Below are 15,819 nucleotides of genomic sequence, written 5' to 3'. Positions count from 1 at the left end.
GTGGGGTGGCCTCGATACGTTCGACCCGTATGTCCTCCACCAAGGAACGCAGGAAAGGCCGGGATCCGTGTGGATCCCGGCCTTTCCTGTGTCTAAACCTTTCCTGTGTCTAAACCGTCAGGCTTCGGAGAGCTCGTCGTCGGGCAACCGCACCAGGGTGAGCCTGTAGCCGACGTTGCGGACCGTGCTGATGAGGTTCTCATGGTCCACGCCGAGCTTGGCGCGAAGACGCCTGATGTGGACGTCCACCGTGCGGGTGCCTCCGTAGTAGTCATAGCCCCAGACCTCCGTCAGCAGTTGCTGCCGGGTGAAGACTCGGCCGGGGTGTTGTGCCAGGTACTTCAGGAGCTCGAACTCCTTGAACGTCAGGTTCAGGGGTTGGCCGCTGACGCGGGCGGTATAGCTTGCTTCGTCAATAACGACGCCGGCGGCCCGGATTTCAGTCTGGGTTTCTTCCTCGCCGGGCACGGCACGCGCCATGGCCAGCCGGATGCGGGCTTCCACCTCGGCAGGTCCGGCGGAGTCGAGCACGATGTCGTCCACGGCCCAGGCCGAAGAAACAGCAGCCATGCCGCCTTCGGTAAGGATCAGCATCAACGGCGCGCTGAGTCCGGTTGCCTTGAGCAATTGCGTCAACGAGCGGGCTCCTACCAGATCCTTGCGGGCATCAAGGAAGACAATGTCCGTGGGATCGGTTTCGAGCAAAGCGGTTGGTTCTGCCGGGAGGATGTGCACGCGGTGGTTCAACAACTCCAAGGCAGGCAAAATGTCCACCGAAGAGCCGGTGCTGTTCGTCAGGAGCAGGATGTGCGACATAGTTCCTCCAATGGGCTGTACGCGCATCATCGGGCGTCGAAACCGGAGTTTCACCGGCCGGTCCCAGCGCCCCGCGGCCCTTGCCCGTTGTGACGGGATCGAGGCCAGGACAGTGCGCTGTTGAAGTCTGAGTATACCCATCAGTGCCCTGCGACACATGGATTCGTGACGGGTTGGCAGGGGAATTACGACATATTGGGCCGGTATAAGGCAGGATTGTCGGGAGGCCGTAGAAGGCGCATCGGATTGAGGTCGGGCACACAGTGAAGTCTTGGAGCATCGGGGTATTCGGACTCGTGGCGCTCGCAGCCATCGTGGCCAGCACCTTCGTTTCCCGGGAAGCCATGGTTGGCGTGGGCATCGCGGCGTCTGCAGCAGTAGGCATCGGCTGGCCGCATTTCCTGGGAGTTCCGGCCAAGAAGACGCTGGCAGCTGTCATTGGACTGGCCGGCGCGGGATCGGCAGTAGCTGCCGCGTACCTGCCTGCCCCTGGCTTCCTTGACGGAACTCCGGCTTTTGTTGCCCTTGGCGTGATGGCCGTCTTCATTGTCCAACTCGTCCGGGGCACGGGCCAGGCCCAACGCCTGGAGTCAACGCTTGGCTGCAGTGCCGGCGTGCTGCTCAACTGCCTGGGCGCAGGCTGGATAGCCGGTGCCAGGTTCAACGGCGTCAGGGAAATGGTCCTCGTTGCCGGCCTGAGCGCAGCCGTTGCGCTGTTGGTAGGCATCATCCGTTGGCCGGACCGCATCGTGGCGCCGCTCGGAGTGGTCATGGCGGGCCTCATGGGTCCCCTCGCCGGCCTCGTTTTCTCGGACATCGCTGTGCTGCCCGCTGCCTTGGTGGGTGTCGTGGTGGGTTCGGTACTGGTGTGTTTTCGCCGCATGACCACCCTCAGGCGGGGGAGGCTTAACATTCCGGCAGCTGTTGGAATGGGCGTGGCCCCGGTCTGGGCCGTGGGCGCCTTGGCTTACTTCATAGACAAACTACTCATCTACTAGCGGTTAGGATTGCATCATGTCTGTACTCGCATTTGAAATCTTCTTCCTCGTTCTCCTTGGCCTGGCCAGCATCGCCATGGCGTGGTTTGCAGGATTTGTTGTCTACCGCCTTTTCAAGGGCCAGAAGTAAGCTTTCTGGTTCTGCAGCCCAACCGAGGTAACTGTTGTGCCTATTGAGATCCCCACAGATCTGACGCCCGAACTCGTTCCCCTTTCCTGGCTCATTGGTGAGTGGGAGGGCCGCGGCCGGCTCGGCAGCGGCGACGAGGATTCGGAACATTTCGTCCAGCACGTTTCGTTCACCCACAACGGCCTGCCGTACCTGCAATACCGGGCCGAGACCTGGATCAGCGACGACGCCGGCGCAAAGTTGCGTCCGTTGACAGTGGAGACCGGGTTCTGGGCGTTGGAGCGGAAACTTGAGGAAGGCGACGGCGGCCCCGGACTGATCCCGGCGGACATCGTCCCCGTTCTCAAAACGGCAGATGAAGTCGAAGAGCGCCGCAACAAGGACGGCGGATTCGATATCTCCGTCTCGATCGCCCACCCCGGCGGCATCACCGAGCTTTACTACGGCCAGATCAAGGGACCCCAGATCCAGCTGAGCACCGACATGGTGATGCGCGGGAGCCACTCCAAGGAATACACTGCAGCCACCCGGATCTTCGGCTTGGTGGACGGCAACCTCCTGTGGCGCTGGGATGTCGCAGCCAACGGCAAGACCCTCGAAGCCCACGCATCGGCGTTCCTGCACAAGGTTTCCTGACCCAAAGGGTTCACCGTACGTTCCGAGCAGCACGCCAGGCAGAAGGAGCAGAAAGTGACCGATCACCCCAAACCAGGCGGCTACGAGGGCCTTAAGGCCGTCTTCTTAAACGGCACCCTGAAGCCCTCACCACAGCTCAGCAACACCGATGGCCTGATCCGGATCAGCCGGGACATCATGGAAAAGCAAGGCGTCACGACACGCCTTATCCGCACCGTGGACCACGACATCGCCAGCGGCGTCTATCCGGACATGCGTGAACACGGCTGGAAGACAGACGAATGGCCGGAACTCTATCCCGCTGTCCGTGACGCTGACATCGTGGTGGTTGCGGGTCCCATTTGGTTGGGCGACAACTCCTCCCAGACCAAGAAACTCATTGAGCGGCTGTATGCCCACTCCGGTGAGCTGACCAGCAAGGGGCAGTGGGCTTTCTACCCCAAGGTGGGAGGCTGCCTGATCACCGGCAACGAGGACGGCATCAAGCACTGTGCCATGAACGTGCTCTACAGTCTCCAGCACATCGGTTTCACCATTCCGCCCCAGGCCGATGCCGGATGGATCGGTGCTGTGGGACCGGGACCCAGCTATTTGGACGAAGGATCCGGTGGCCCGGAGAGTGATTTTACTAACAGGAACACCACCTTCATGACCTGGAACCTGCTCCATATGGCCAAGCTCCTGCGTGATGCCGGGGGCATTCCCGCCTACGGCAACCTGCCCGAAGAGTGGAAGGCCGGCACGCGGTTCGATTTTGATAACCCGGAATACCGCTGAAGCGAAATATTGCCCAACCCGGAATACCCCTGAGCCGCAAGGACTTCTACTACATATGACTTACAAGAGCCCTCTGTTGTCGCGCCCTGGCGCCGTTGAAGATACCGGTCTGGACGAAGGCGTCGCGGCACACTACGGCGAACCGTTGCGTGAGCAGCGCGCTTTGGCCGCGGGCACCGCCGTCGTGGATCTGTCCCACCGCGGCGTGGTGACCGTGGCCGGACCGGACCGCCTGAGCTGGCTGAACACGCTGTCCTCCCAGCAGCTCACCAACCTGCAGCCGGGCGTCTCCAGCGAACTTTTGTTGTTGAGCGTCCAAGGGCGCATCGAGTTCGACGCCCGCGTCATTGACGACGGCGGGACCACCTGGCTGATCGTCGAAGCAGCCGAAGCGGCGCCCCTGGCTGACTGGCTGAACAAAATGAAGTTCATGCTCCGGGTGGAGATCGACGACGTCTCGGAGCAGTGGGCCGTGGTGGGGGCCACCAAACCGCTGGAGCAGTTCTCCTCCCGCCTTGTGTGGGAGGATCCATGGCCGCACGTCAGTCCTGGAGGCTACGCGTACAGCATCGTGCCGGAGGAATCCCACCCCGGGCTGGAGCGGCCCTGGTACGAATTCCTTGTTCCCGCAGCTGAGCTTGAGACCGCGGTGGAGGGCCTCCCGCTGGCCGGCGCCATGGCAGCGGACGCGTTGAGGGTGGCTGCCTGGCGGCCCCGTCTGGGCGCGGAGACCGATGAGAAGACGATTCCGCATGAACTGGATCTGCTGCGCACCTCGGTGCACCTGAACAAGGGTTGCTACAAGGGCCAGGAAACCATCGCCCGGGTCCACAATCTCGGGCACCCGCCGAGGCGGCTGGTGTTCCTTCAGCTCGATGGTTCCCAGCACACCCTGCCGGCTGTGGGCAGTGTTGTATTTGCCGGGGAACGCAAGGTGGGTACTCTGACATCGGTGGCGCAGCACTTCGAGATGGGCCCTGTGGCGTTGGCCGTGATCAAGCGGTCCGTTTCCGCGGAGGAAACCCTCACGGTGATGGACGGCGAGGAGCCTTACATCGCAGCCCAGGAAGTGATCGTCGCCCCCGACGCCGGACAGGTTGTCGGGCGCCAGACCGGATTCCTGAAGGGACCCCACCGATGACCCCAAGCGATGGCCCTGCTGCCACAAACGACCAGACAGGCCCCGACGAGGAGACGCTGGCTCTGGCCCATGCCCTGTTCGACGCCGCCCGTGAGGGAAACACGGAGTTGCTGCGGGGCTATCTGAACGCCGGAGCCCCCGCCACCCTCACCAACGCGGCAGGGGATTCGCTGTTGATGCTCGCGGCCTACCACGGACATGAGGACGCCGTGCAGTTGATCATCCACCATGGTGCCGATGTCAACGCTGCGAACGACCGCGGACAGACGCCTCTCGCAGGCGCCGTTTTCAAGGGATATACCGGGGTCGCCAGGGCCCTGTTGGATGCCGGAGCGGATCCGGACGCCGGTACGCCCAGCGCGCGCGACGCCGCCTCGATGTTCGCCCGCACGGAAATCCTGGCCCTCCTGGGCTGACCGGGCTTTCCAGGTAAACCCCGGCCGCAGCAGCAGCCGGGGTTTACTTGCACCTGATTACTCCACGTGGAATAGTTGTTGTGGAATATTCTTGATGGGAGGAGCAGGCTGTGGCCAAAAGTGCTGAGTTGACGCCGTTGGGCGTTGCATCATTGGCGCTTCTCGCCGAGCAACCCATGCATCCCTACGAGATGTACCAAGTACTGATGGCCCGTCACGAGGACCGGTTGGTCAAGGTCCGTCCGGGCACGCTCTATCACGCGGTCGGACGGCTTGAGGAACACGGACTCGTGGAGGCGACAGGGACGGAGCGCGAAGGCAACCGCCCCGAGCGGACCACCTATCGGATTACGGAGGCTGGACATGCGGCATTGGACGCGCGGCTCCAGGCCATGCTCGCTGCTCCCGTCAACGAATACCCCGTCTTTCCCCATGCCATTGCCGAAGCGCACCACCTCCCCGCGGAGGTGGTGACCGGCCTCCTGGAGGACCGGCTGGTCGCCTTGAACGCCGACCTCGACTTCCTGGTCCATGCCCAGGAGGCCGTGACGGCCAAGGGGCTGGACCGCAAGTACTGGATCGACATCACTTATCAGCAAGCCATGCTTCGAACCGAGATCGCGTGGATCCGCGGTCTCCTTGAGGAGTTGGGCACCGGGCAGCTGCCTTGGGATGAACCCCGCCCTGCCCTCACCGGACTTTCAAACAAGCCAAAGGAATCCCTTGGAAAACATAGCTAAGCCATGGCCCGCACTGTGGTCACTCGTGGTTGGCTTCTTCATGATCCTCATCGACACCACCATTGTGTCGGTCGCGAATCCGCGGATCATGGAAGGCCTCAATACTGACATCAACGCCGTTATCTGGGTCACCAGTGCCTACCTGCTGGCCTATGCAGTACCCCTTCTCATCACCGGCAGGCTTGGTGACCGCTTTGGACCCAAGAACCTGTACCTCATCGGCCTGGTGGTCTTTACCCTGGCCTCGCTGTGGTGCGGCCTTTCCGGCGACGTGACCATGCTGATCGCTGCCAGGGCGGTGCAAGGACTCGGTGCCGCCATGATGACGCCCCAGACCATGGCCGTCATCACGCGTATCTTCCCGCCGGACCGGCGCGGTGCCGCCATGGGCCTGTGGGGAGCCACTGCAGGCATGGCCGTACTGGTCGGCCCCATCCTGGGCGGCGTGCTGGTCGACAGCCTCGGCTGGGAGTGGATCTTCTTCGTCAACGTCCCGATCGGTCTTGTGGCTTTCATCCTGGTCATGCGGTTCGTACCCAAACTGACCACGCACAGCCACTCCTTCGACGTTCTGGGCGTGCTGCTTTCCGCCGTCGGCATGTTCCTGCTGGTATTCGGAATCCAGGAAGGCCAGACCTACAAGTGGGGCACTGTGACTGGGTTCATTTCGGTGTGGGGCCTGATCATCACCGGTCTCGCGGTTCTCGTGGTCTTTGTCCTCTGGCAGTGGATCCTCGAACGCCGCGGAGGTGAACCGCTGCTTCCCCTGGGACTGTTCAAGGAACGCAACTTCTCCTTGGGCAACACCACCATCATGGCAGTCGGCTTCACGGTGACAGCGTTCCCTTTGCCCACCATCTTCTACTACCAGACAGTCCGGGGCCTGACGCCGACGCAGTCGGCCCTGCTCATGATTCCCATGGCAGTGATCTCAGGTGCCCTGGCGCCGTTCGTGGGCAAGCTGATCGACCGGGCCAACCCCCGATGGTTCGCATCCTTCGGCCTGCTTTGCCTCTCCGGAGCCCTGTTCTGGACCGCTTCCTTGCTGGGCCCGGACACTCCCATCTGGATGTTCCTGCTGCCCAGTGCCTTGCAGGGTGTTGCCAATGCCTTCATTTGGGGGCCAGTGTCCAACGCCACCACCCGCAACCTGGAACCGCGCCAGGCCGGTGCCGGCTCGGGCGTCTTCAACACCACGCGCCAGATCGGTGCGGTGCTGGGTTCGGCTGCGATCGCTGCCCTGATCCAGTCACGCCTGGCGGCTGAGCTCCCGGCCGCACCAGCAGGTGCGCCGGTCGGCGAGGTCTCCATGGGCGGCACTTTGCCGGAGTTCCTGCACGCGGGATTCTCGACGGCGATGAGCCAGTCCATCATGTTGCCGGCCTTCGCGATCCTGCTGGGCGCCGTCGTCGCTCTGTTCTTCGGCAAACCGAAGTCCGTTTCCGGTTGGGGCGCGAAGGCTCCTGCCCAGGCTGAAACGGCCGACGCCGAACTCCAGCGCTAAGCGTGGAGTCTTTGTCCGGCTGATGCCCTGGGGGAGACTCCCCGAAGGGCATTGGCTGGACAAAACTCCGGGCGGAATCAGCCGAGGAGCACGCTCGCGTGAAGCCCGCCCGTGGCGAAGCCGAGGCTGCGGGCCATCGCGAGTGCTCCGGTGTTGCTCACATCTGCCTTCCATTGCAGGGTCAGTCCGGCAGCAAGTGCTTCGTGGGCGGCGATCGAAGCAGCCAACCTCCCGATTCCGCGCCTGCGCCACGGGGGAGCCACCAGCACTCCCATGTTGGCCAGGATTCCCTCCCACTCGGAGTAGGCGCCGCAGGCCACAGGGGTGGGTTGCTCCTCTTCCGGATGCATGATGGTGAAGCGGTGCTCCAGGTTTTGGAGTCCCACTTCATTCACATCGTCGGGAGGGCATAGACCTTCCAGGCTGATCGCCTCGGGATTGCCGTGGGAAACCGTGAGGTCTTCGGACGGCTGCTGCAGGGGAAGATCATCTGCGAAGAACAGGGCCGACGAGCCAAGTCCGTGCCCGCCGTGCGACCGCGTCAGCGTCAACAATGTCACGTGCTGGGCCAACTCGGTATCGGGGATTCCCTCCGCCGCGTCCACTGCCCACTGCGGACCCACCAGGGCCGACACGCCGAACAGCCGCAGGAACACCAGCGCCCGGGCTGATTCGTCAACGCGGATGATCCTGGCGTCGGGATCGCCCGGAGCAGTCCCTTCAGGGGCGAGTGCGGCAGCGGCGCCGGCGAAAGCGTCGTCGTCGAGCCCCAAATGGCGAGCCCACGCCAGCTGGATGATTGCAGCGGACGTGGGCTCCAGAGTCATGGATTCAGCCTAGCCGAACAGGACCGATGCTTCGTCGTAGCGGTGCTGCGGCACGGTCTTGAGCTTGCCGAGGGCTTCCTCGAAGCCCACGTGCGAGATATCCGTGCCCTTGAGGGCAACCATGGTGCCCCAGCGGCCTTCGACCACGGAGTCGATGGCAGCCATACCGAGCCGGGTAGCCAGGACGCGGTCGTAGGCCGTAGGCACGCCACCGCGTTGGATGTGACCGAGGATGGTGGCACGGGTTTCAATGCCTGTACGGGCCTCGATCTCGGGGGCCAGCTGGTCGGCGATGCCACCCAGACGGGGCCGGCCGAACGTATCCAGTCCGCGCTCGGAGTGCGGGGACTCCATGTGGTCCGGGACGAAGCCCTCTGCCACAACCACCAAAGGGGCGCGGCCACGGTCGTGGGCTTCCTGTACCCACTCCGTGATCTGTTCGATGCTGGCTTTCTGCTCCGGAATCAGGATCGCGTGGGCGCCCGCTGCCATGCCCGCGTGGAGGGCAATCCAGCCAACGTGCCGTCCCATGACCTCCGCGATCATGCAGCGGTGGTGCGACTCGCCGGTGGTGCGGAGCCGGTCGATGGCTTCGGTCGCGATCTGGACTGCGGTGTCGAAGCCGAAGGTGTAGTCAGTGGCATCGAGGTCGTTGTCCACGGTCTTGGGCACGCCAACGATTTTCAGGCCGGCGTCGGTGAGGCGCTTGGCCGCAGCCAGGGTTCCCTCACCTCCAATGGCGATGATGGCGTCAATGCCCAGGCGTTCCATGTGGGCCTTGATGACATCCGGACCGCCGCCGTTTTCGAACGGATTCGTCCGGGAAGTACCCAGGATGGTTCCACCTTGCTTGGCGATACCGCGGACCATGGTGCGGGGGATGTCTATGACATCGCCTTCAACCACACCGCGCCAGCCGTCGCGGAAGCCGACGAATTCCTGGCCGTGGATGGCAATGCCTTTGAGGACTGCTCCCCGGATCACTGCGTTGAGTCCGGGGCAGTCGCCACCGCTGGTAAGAATGCCAATTTTCATGTTTGCTCACTCATGGCTTGGAGGAATACGTGCAAGAGCGCCACGCTGAGCTCCCCATGATTGTAGACGGGCATGTGGGGTAGGACACAAACGGTTACCTTCGAGCACGGATGTGCGGTGCTGGAAACATGGCCGAAATCAGCGAAAAGCGCCCCGCCGGGCCGGCGGGGCGCTTCATATTCTGTCCGGGTTCGGCAGGTTTGCCCGAATGGTTACCGGGAGCGTTGGCTGATGAAGGATTCGAGGGCGATCTTGTTGTTCTGGTCCGGAAGGATGAGCCAGCCGAGGATGTACACCACCACTGCCGGCCCGGGGAGCAGGCAGAAGAGCAGGAAGGCCACCCGGACGTAAGCCACATCCACCCTGAGCTTCGCGGCGATGCCTCCGCACACGCCACCCAGCCAGCGTTGTGGTCCCCGCTTCAGGCCGAAGCCCCTGACGATGCTGAAGAACTTGTCCATGGCTACACACTTCCCTGTTGTGGTTGCTTTGTCACGTGGGTCGGATGGATCGGGTGGATCACGGGGCAGGGCTCTTGGATTTCGCGGAGCCCTTACGGGCCGAGAGGAGTCCGCCGACCACCAGTGCGGCCCCGGCTCCGATCATCAGGCCTATCAGCACATAGGTACCGTTCAATGACACCCAGCCAAGAGTGGAGATGATGATCAGTGCCGCCAGGGCCACCACGATCAGACCCCACACTACGGTTCCAATGCGGGCCTGCCTGGGTTCGTCCTCCTCTTGGTGTTCCACCCGGAAGCTGGGCTCCAAAGGCGGTGTGAGGGGGATCGGCTGGAGACCGGGCTTCGGCAGGGCTTCCGTAGGGCGGGTTTCCTTGGGCAGTGGCTCGGTGGGCTGAGATCCGGGGGTCGTGAAGGGCTCGTTCGTGCTCATGTCAGTTTCCTTCCTTGATGGTCACGTTGCTGAAGGTTCCGTCGATTTCCACTACGAGGTTGGCCCCGGGTTTCCCGGTGTTGTAGAGGGTGCTGTCGTCCTGGAGCCGGCCACCGCGGTCTGCGCCGCGTTCGTTGAGGTTGCCGAAAGTCATGTCTGCCTTGACCTCGACGGGAACATCGTCCGGGATGATGACCGTGACATTGCTGGCGGTTGCGTCCACCGGGACCAGGACCTCGGAGATCAGCGGCGGCGTGGTGGTGACATTGCTCAGGTCAACAGTTCCCTTGGCTCCGGTGACGCTGATGCCCTGGCGTGCCTGTTCCAGGCTTGTCGGTGCCCAGTTGACGTCGTGGAAGGTCCAGCGATCGCCATTCCGGGGAACTACATTGAAGATTCCGCCAACGATCAGGGCTACGACGGCCAGGAAGCCAAGGAGGCCGGATGTCCGTCCCCGAAGTCCCGCGACCAGGATGCCCAGACCCAGCACGGCAGCACCGGTCGCCCACACCACGGCGTTGGCGGTGTTGCCCAGATCAATGACGTTGCCGGCGTCGAGCGCTTTCAACGTGCCGCCGGCCAGGAGCGCTGCACCGGCAGACACTGCGACGATGGCCGCGCCGGGTCCCTTGCGTTTGGGTGTGGCCGGTTTTTGTTCCCACCCCTGCGGCGGAGTAGGGCCCTGCGGCGGAGTGGGGCCGAACGGAGGACGCGGACCTGAAGGAGGGGTCGGCCCGGAAACGTAATTGCCCGGACCGTAACTGCCCGGACCGTAAGCTCCGCTGCGTGATCCCGCAGGCGTGCCCGCACCGTAGACAGGTACGCCGGCATTGGTTCCCGTGGCCGGGTAGGAGGCAGGAGCACCGTACGCTGCGGTTCCGCCAGGTGCGGCCGCGTAGTTCTGCGGGCTCATGGGCGCGGCTCCTTTCGACGCTTTGTTCCGCTGAACCAGGAAGTAGATGAGGTAGAAGACACCGCCCATCCAGAAAAGCGTCCAGAACAGGCCGGGAAGCCCGTTCCAGCCCCATCCCCAGAAACCGCGGCCCAGGCTTGGAAGTCCGATGATGACCGTGATCAGAGCACCTGTCATTCCACCCGACCACCGTCCGGCGCCTGCCTCCTGGACGTGGATCCGGCCATCCGGTTCGGGCAGGAGTGCCCACGCGATGCCGTAGAGGAGGACCCCGACCCCGGCAAAGAGCGCAAGGACAATGAAGATTCCGCGCACGATCAACGGATCAATGCCGAACCGGTGGGCTACGCCACTGGCAACCCCGCCGATCCAACGGTCAGGTCCACGGCGGATGCCCTGGTCGCGGATCCAATCGAAGAAGTTCTGTTGGGGAGCCTGGGGAGCGTCCCCCGCCGGCGCGTAGGTCCCGGCAGCAGGGCCAGTGCCTGCAGACGCTCCGGCAGTGGGCTGGTCCGACGCCCCGGAAGGTGATCCGGAAGCTCCTGTGGGAGCGCTGGAGCCGGACGGGCCGGCGGTGCCGGACGTTCCGGGTTCCTCTGGGTTCATGCTGTTCGCGTTCATACTTCGATCCTGCCGCCCGGGCCCACATGCCCTCTACTGGGGGATACCCTGAATGATCCCTGAGAGAGCCCCTGACCCTGCCGGAATCCGGTTCGGGGAACCCTGATCCGTGCTTGGATTGGTACATGAGAACCGCCGTTGAACGCCCCCCGCTGGTCCGCAGCAGCGACCGCATGATCGCGGGCGTCTGCAGCGGCCTGGCGGATCACCTGGGGTGGCCGGTCAAGTTTGTGCGGCTTGGCATGGTGCTGGCCAGTTTTGCCGGCGGGGCAGGTGTGGCGTTCTATGCGTGGCTGTGGACCATGGTTCCCACCGCGGATGAGAACGCCAAGCGCAATGCCCGCCGACCGGCGTCGCCCATTGCTCCTGCCGTGAGCCTGCCGCCTGTGGCCCCTGGAAGCATTGACACCGCCCGGGCGCCAAAGGCGTACGACGCCGGCGCCGCACCGGCGGCTTTCAGCGGACCGGCGGTGGCTGGTGCTCCGGGCGGCGGGTCGGCAGCCACCGGAGCCACAGGTCCCGCCGCAACAGCTCCGGACGCAGGCGCAAACCCGCCCGGAGGCTGGTGGGACGGCAGCGCCCTGGCATCGTGGTTCTCGTTCCGGAAGATTCAGTACGGCAAGGAGATCCTCCTCGGTGCCGCGCTGCTTCTGGTTGCTGCCATTCTGATCGCCCGCCAATTCGGGGTCGACGTCCCCTTGGGCACTCTGATTCCGGCAGCAGCCATCCTCGGTGGTGCGGCGATTGCCTGGATGCAGCTGGACGAAACCCGCAGGGCCGGCCTGGTGGACAAGACGAAGGCCGACCAAGCCGGTGGCTGGGTCCGTCTCGCAGCAGGCCTGGCGCTGGTTGTGGCAGGTGTCCTGGTGATGGTGTCGGGGTCGGGCTCCTGGGAACAGACCTGGCTTGCCCTGCTGGCCTCCGTGGCGGTCCTGGGCGGCGTTGCCTTGGTGTTGCTGCCCTGGGGGCTGAAATTCTGGAAGGACCTCGAAACAGAGCGGGCCGGCCGTGTCCGCGAGACCGAGCGCGCTGAAATCGCCGCCCATCTGCACGACTCAGTGCTCCAGACCCTCGCACTGATCCAGCGGCGGGCGGGATCCGAACAGGACGTGGTCCGCTTGGCACGTGCACAGGAACGCGAACTCCGGACCTGGCTCTTCAGCGACCCCGCCAAGGAAACGGGCCTCCTGGCTGAACGGATCAAGGCGATCGCAGCCGAAGTGGAGGACTCCCACGGCAATGCGGTGGAAGTGGTCACCGTGGGCGATACCGAAATGACGGAACGGCACGAGGCCCTGGTACAGGCGGCCAGGGAAGCGATGCTCAACGCGGCCCGGCACGGTGGCGGGACGGTATCGGTCTACCTTGAGAGCACCGACGGCAACACTGAGATCTTCATCAAGGACCGCGGCCCCGGTTTCAACCTTGACGCTGTGCCCGACGATCGCCTGGGCGTCAAGGAATCAATCATTGGCCGGATGAAACGGCACGGTGGAACCGCGGTCATCAACAGCAGCAGCGACGGCACGGAAGTCCGCTTGGCCCTTCCGTCAGCACCTTCGGAGGCGAATGAGCAGCGGAAAGGTGAAGCTTTCATGAGTGAGGCTCGAAACAGTGAAGTCCGGAACGGAGAAATGAAGCAATGACGATCAATCCTGATGGTGGTCCGGGACGCACTGTGCGGGTGGTGATCGTGGATGACCACACCATTTTCCGCTCCGGGCTGAAGGCCGATCTTGACGCACGCATGGACGTAGTGGGCGAAGCCGGAACGGTGGAGCAGGCCATCGCAGTAATCGCGGAAACGCGCCCCGAGGTAGTGCTCCTGGATGTTCATCTTCCCGGCGGCCTGGGCGGCGGCGGCCGTGAGGTCATCGCCGGTTCCTCGGCCTTGCTGGGTACCACCAGTTTCCTGGCCTTGAGCGTGTCCGACGCCGCGGAGGACGTGGTTTCGGTGATCCGGGCCGGCGCCCGCGGCTACGTCACCAAGACCATTTCCGGCAAGGAAATTTCCGACGCCGTGATCCGGGTTGCCGATGGAGATGCCGTGTTTTCTCCCCGGCTCGCAGGATTCGTGCTGGACGCCTTCGGAACGGCTCCGGCGGACATCGCGGATGATGAACTGGACAAGCTCTCCGCCCGGGAACTCGAAGTCATGCGGCTCATCGCCAGGGGATACAGCTACAAGGAAGTTGCCAAGGAGCTGTTCATCTCCATCAAGACAGTGGAAACGCACGTCTCAGCCGTCCTGCGGAAACTACAGCTCTCCAGCCGCCATGAACTCACCAAGTGGGCAGCGGAGCGACGCCTCCTCTGACGCTTGCTCACATCCCGCGGGGGATTTCCCAACGCTTGCTCACATCCCGCGCCTTAAACGCAAACGCTCTTCCACCTGCCACGGTGGAAGAGCGTTTGCGTTGGCTGCTTGCTACTTGGCCTTGCCCAGGAATTCCTGGATGCGGCGGACACCTTCAGCGAGGTCGTCGTCGCCCAGCGCGTAGGAAAGGCGGACGTAGCCGGAGGGGCCGAACGCCTCGCCCGGAACCACGGCTACTTCGACTTCGTCGAGGATGAGCGCGGCGAGTTCAGCCGAGGTGCTCGGCCGGACCGGGCCGTTCGAGGTTTCGAATTCCTTGCCCAGCAGACCGCGGACGTCCGCGTACACGTAGAAGGCGCCGGTCGGCGTCGGGCATTCAACGCCGTCAATCGCGTTGAGTCCGGCGACGATCGCCTTGCGGCGCCGGTCGAAGGCCACCTTCATTTCGTCGACGGCGGTCAGCGGACCCGTGAGGGCAGCGGCGGCTGCGATCTGCATGATGTTGGAGACGTTGGACGTGGCGTGCGACTGCAGGTTGGTAGCGGCCTTGATGACGTCGGCAGGGCCGATCATCCAGCCGACGCGCCAGCCGGTCATGGCATAGGTCTTGGCAACGCCGTTGAGGATGACCACCTTGTCGCCAAGCTCCGGAGCGGCCGTGGCGATGGAGGTGAACTGGACGCCGTCGTAGGTCAGGTGCTCGTAGATTTCGTCCGTGACGACCCACAGGCCCTTGGATGCCGCCCACTTGCCGATCTCCGCAACCTGTTCCGGGCTGTAGACGGCGCCGGTCGGGTTGGAGGGGGAAACGAACAGGAGGATCTTGGTCTTGTCCGTGACAGCTGCTTCAAGCTGCTCGATGGTCACCAGGTAGCCCTGCTCCGGCCCGGCGAAAACCTCGACGGGCACGCCGCCGGCCAGGCGGATTGCCTCCGGGTAGGTGGTCCAGAACGGGGTGGGGATGATGACTTCGTCGCCCGGATCCACCAGGGTGGCAAAGGTGTTGTATACGGCCTGCTTGCCGCCGTTGGTCACCAGGACCTGGGCGGGATCGACCTTGTAGCCCGAGTCGCGGAGGGTCTTCTCCGCGATGGCCTTCTTCAGCTCCGGAAGCCCGCCCGCTGGGGAATAGCGGTGGTACTTCGGCTGCCCGGCTGCCTCGATGGCTGCCTGGACGATGTAGTCGGGGGTGGGGAAATCCGGTTCGCCGGCACCGAAACCAATCACGGGACGACCCGCGGCCTTCAGTGCCTTGGCCTTGGCGTCAACGGCAAGGGTGGCGGACTCGGCAATGGCTGAGATTCGCTGTGAAATGCGGGCGGCAGTTGTTCCGGCAGACATCTATGTACCGTTCTTCGCAGGCAGCTCGTGGGCTGGATGATGGGATTCGACGTAAACTACCTTATGCTGTTCTGCGGAGCTCCCGCGTGCCCACCCGGCTTTGTGACTGATAATGCTGGTCACAGGCCGAAAAGGGGACAGGGAGGTCCGGAACAAGGCCGGTTCGACTATCGCGAAATTCTTGCGTAGACTGGTTCACCGGTGTTGAAAAGCATCACAGGCTGAAGTGCGGCCTGAAACATGGATTCGATCCATAGGGTAGTGGCGCAATTGGTAGCGCAGCGGTCTCCAAAACCGCAGGTTGCAGGTTCGAGTCCTGTCTGCCCTGCGCAAGCTGTTCCGGCGGAAACGCCGGGGCACGCGCAGCAACCATGGCTCTGATCAGAGTCGGGTCAACGACTTTGCAAGGTGAGTGAGGACCAGGTGACCGAAACAGCTGCCAGCAGCTCGAAGGGCCGTCCCGCCAAGAAAGCCGATCGCGGCTTCTTCGCCCGTATTGCACTCTTCGTACGCCAGATCATCGGCGAGCTGAAGAAGGTCGTTGCACCCACCCGCAAGGAACTGATCAATTACACGCTCGTGGTGCTGGTGTTCGTGGTCATCATGATGGTCATCGTCACCCTTCTGGATCTCGCCTTCGGCACGGGAGTCAGCTGGGTCTTCGGTGGGTCAGGCGCTACGGACCGCTAAGCGGATCTGTCCGCAAACTGTGT

General features: G+C 63.6%; 17 protein-coding genes and 1 tRNA gene. 11 read left to right on the top strand and 7 right to left on the bottom strand.

From position 1 onward, the window contains the following. Positions 1-117: 117 nt before the first annotated feature. Entirely contained in the window at positions 118-816 is a 699-nt protein-coding gene (locus tag HMI60_RS14460) for a response regulator transcription factor (protein ID WP_018776718.1), read from the bottom strand. A gap of 263 nt (positions 817-1,079) precedes the next feature. Here HMI60_RS14460 and HMI60_RS14455 point away from each other — a divergent pair, with 263 nt between their 5' ends. From HMI60_RS14455 to HMI60_RS14425, 7 genes are all read left to right on the top strand, one after another. Continuing rightward, positions 1,080-1,814 carry a hypothetical protein gene (locus HMI60_RS14455; protein ID WP_018776717.1) on the top strand — a complete coding sequence of 245 codons (735 nt, stop codon included), beginning with the start codon at positions 1,080-1,082 and terminating at the stop codon, positions 1,812-1,814. Positions 1,815-1,980: 166 nt separating this feature from the next. Continuing rightward, positions 1,981-2,580 (top strand): FABP family protein, encoded by a 600-nt coding sequence (locus HMI60_RS14450; RefSeq protein ID WP_018776715.1) that lies wholly within the window; start codon positions 1,981-1,983, stop codon positions 2,578-2,580. Between the two features lie 54 nt (positions 2,581-2,634). Continuing rightward, positions 2,635-3,357, top strand: a complete 723-nt coding sequence (locus HMI60_RS14445) for a flavodoxin family protein (RefSeq protein ID WP_193589844.1) — start codon at positions 2,635-2,637, stop codon at positions 3,355-3,357. A 55-nt stretch (positions 3,358-3,412) separates the two neighbouring features. Then, on the top strand, positions 3,413-4,498 hold the full coding sequence (locus HMI60_RS14440) for a folate-binding protein YgfZ (protein ID WP_055971648.1): 1,086 nt from the start codon (positions 3,413-3,415) through the stop codon (positions 4,496-4,498). Continuing rightward, a complete protein-coding gene (locus HMI60_RS14435; protein ID WP_018776712.1) occupies positions 4,495-4,914 on the top strand; it encodes an ankyrin repeat domain-containing protein in 420 nt (139 codons plus the stop codon). The genes HMI60_RS14440 and HMI60_RS14435 overlap by 4 nt, the downstream gene beginning before the upstream one ends. A 110-nt stretch (positions 4,915-5,024) precedes the next feature. Beyond that, on the top strand, positions 5,025-5,654 hold the full coding sequence (locus HMI60_RS14430) for a PadR family transcriptional regulator (protein WP_079580759.1): 630 nt from the start codon (positions 5,025-5,027) through the stop codon (positions 5,652-5,654). Next, positions 5,638-7,158 (top strand): DHA2 family efflux MFS transporter permease subunit, encoded by a 1,521-nt coding sequence (locus tag HMI60_RS14425; protein WP_055971651.1) that lies wholly within the window; start codon positions 5,638-5,640, stop codon positions 7,156-7,158. The genes HMI60_RS14430 and HMI60_RS14425 overlap by 17 nt, the downstream gene beginning before the upstream one ends. Positions 7,159-7,235: 77 nt before the next feature. On the opposite strand, the gene HMI60_RS14420 is transcribed toward HMI60_RS14425, so the two are convergent. The 5 genes from HMI60_RS14420 to HMI60_RS14400 form a co-directional block, all read right to left on the bottom strand. After that, positions 7,236-7,985 (bottom strand): GNAT family N-acetyltransferase, encoded by a 750-nt coding sequence (locus HMI60_RS14420; protein WP_193589843.1) that lies wholly within the window; start codon positions 7,983-7,985, stop codon positions 7,236-7,238. A 9-nt stretch (positions 7,986-7,994) separates the two neighbouring features. Further along, positions 7,995-9,020: a 6-phosphofructokinase gene (locus HMI60_RS14415; RefSeq protein WP_018776708.1), complete on the bottom strand. Its 1,026-nt coding sequence runs from the start codon at positions 9,018-9,020 to the stop codon at positions 7,995-7,997. 212 nt (positions 9,021-9,232) lie between these two features. Beyond that, positions 9,233-9,481: a PspC domain-containing protein gene (locus HMI60_RS14410; protein ID WP_018776707.1), complete on the bottom strand. Its 249-nt coding sequence runs from the start codon at positions 9,479-9,481 to the stop codon at positions 9,233-9,235. A 58-nt stretch (positions 9,482-9,539) separates the two neighbouring features. Then, positions 9,540-9,914: a hypothetical protein gene (locus tag HMI60_RS14405; RefSeq protein WP_055971654.1), complete on the bottom strand. Its 375-nt coding sequence runs from the start codon at positions 9,912-9,914 to the stop codon at positions 9,540-9,542. A 1-nt stretch (position 9,915) separates the two neighbouring features. Further along, positions 9,916-11,448 carry a PspC domain-containing protein gene (locus HMI60_RS14400; protein WP_193589842.1) on the bottom strand — a complete coding sequence of 511 codons (1,533 nt, stop codon included), beginning with the start codon at positions 11,446-11,448 and terminating at the stop codon, positions 9,916-9,918. Between the two features lie 125 nt (positions 11,449-11,573). On the opposite strand from HMI60_RS14400, the gene HMI60_RS14395 reads away from it, so the two are divergent. Together HMI60_RS14395 and HMI60_RS14390 are read left to right on the top strand one after the other, a co-directional pair. Then, positions 11,574-13,094 carry an ATP-binding protein gene (locus tag HMI60_RS14395; protein WP_193589841.1) on the top strand — a complete coding sequence of 507 codons (1,521 nt, stop codon included), beginning with the start codon at positions 11,574-11,576 and terminating at the stop codon, positions 13,092-13,094. Beyond that, positions 13,091-13,765, top strand: coding sequence for a response regulator transcription factor (locus HMI60_RS14390; RefSeq protein ID WP_018776703.1), 675 nt, complete (start codon positions 13,091-13,093; stop codon positions 13,763-13,765). The genes HMI60_RS14395 and HMI60_RS14390 overlap by 4 nt, the downstream gene beginning before the upstream one ends. A gap of 111 nt (positions 13,766-13,876) precedes the next feature. On the opposite strand, the gene HMI60_RS14385 is transcribed toward HMI60_RS14390, so the two are convergent. Beyond that, positions 13,877-15,106, bottom strand: a complete 1,230-nt coding sequence (locus HMI60_RS14385) for a pyridoxal phosphate-dependent aminotransferase (protein WP_039242412.1) — start codon at positions 15,104-15,106, stop codon at positions 13,877-13,879. Between the two features lie 255 nt (positions 15,107-15,361). On the opposite strand from HMI60_RS14385, the gene HMI60_RS14380 reads away from it, so the two are divergent. Next, positions 15,362-15,434, top strand: a tRNA-Trp gene (locus tag HMI60_RS14380). 80 nt (positions 15,435-15,514) lie between these two features. Then, positions 15,515-15,796 (top strand): preprotein translocase subunit SecE, encoded by a 282-nt coding sequence (gene secE / locus HMI60_RS14375; protein WP_026267011.1) that lies wholly within the window; start codon positions 15,515-15,517, stop codon positions 15,794-15,796. Positions 15,797-15,819: the final 23 nt, after the last annotated feature.

This window comes from Paenarthrobacter sp. YJN-D (assembly GCF_015040335.1).
In the GTDB taxonomy this organism is placed as follows: Bacteria; Actinomycetota; Actinomycetes; order Actinomycetales; family Micrococcaceae; genus Arthrobacter; species Arthrobacter nicotinovorans.
This window is presented reverse-complemented; position numbering and strand designations above follow the sequence as displayed.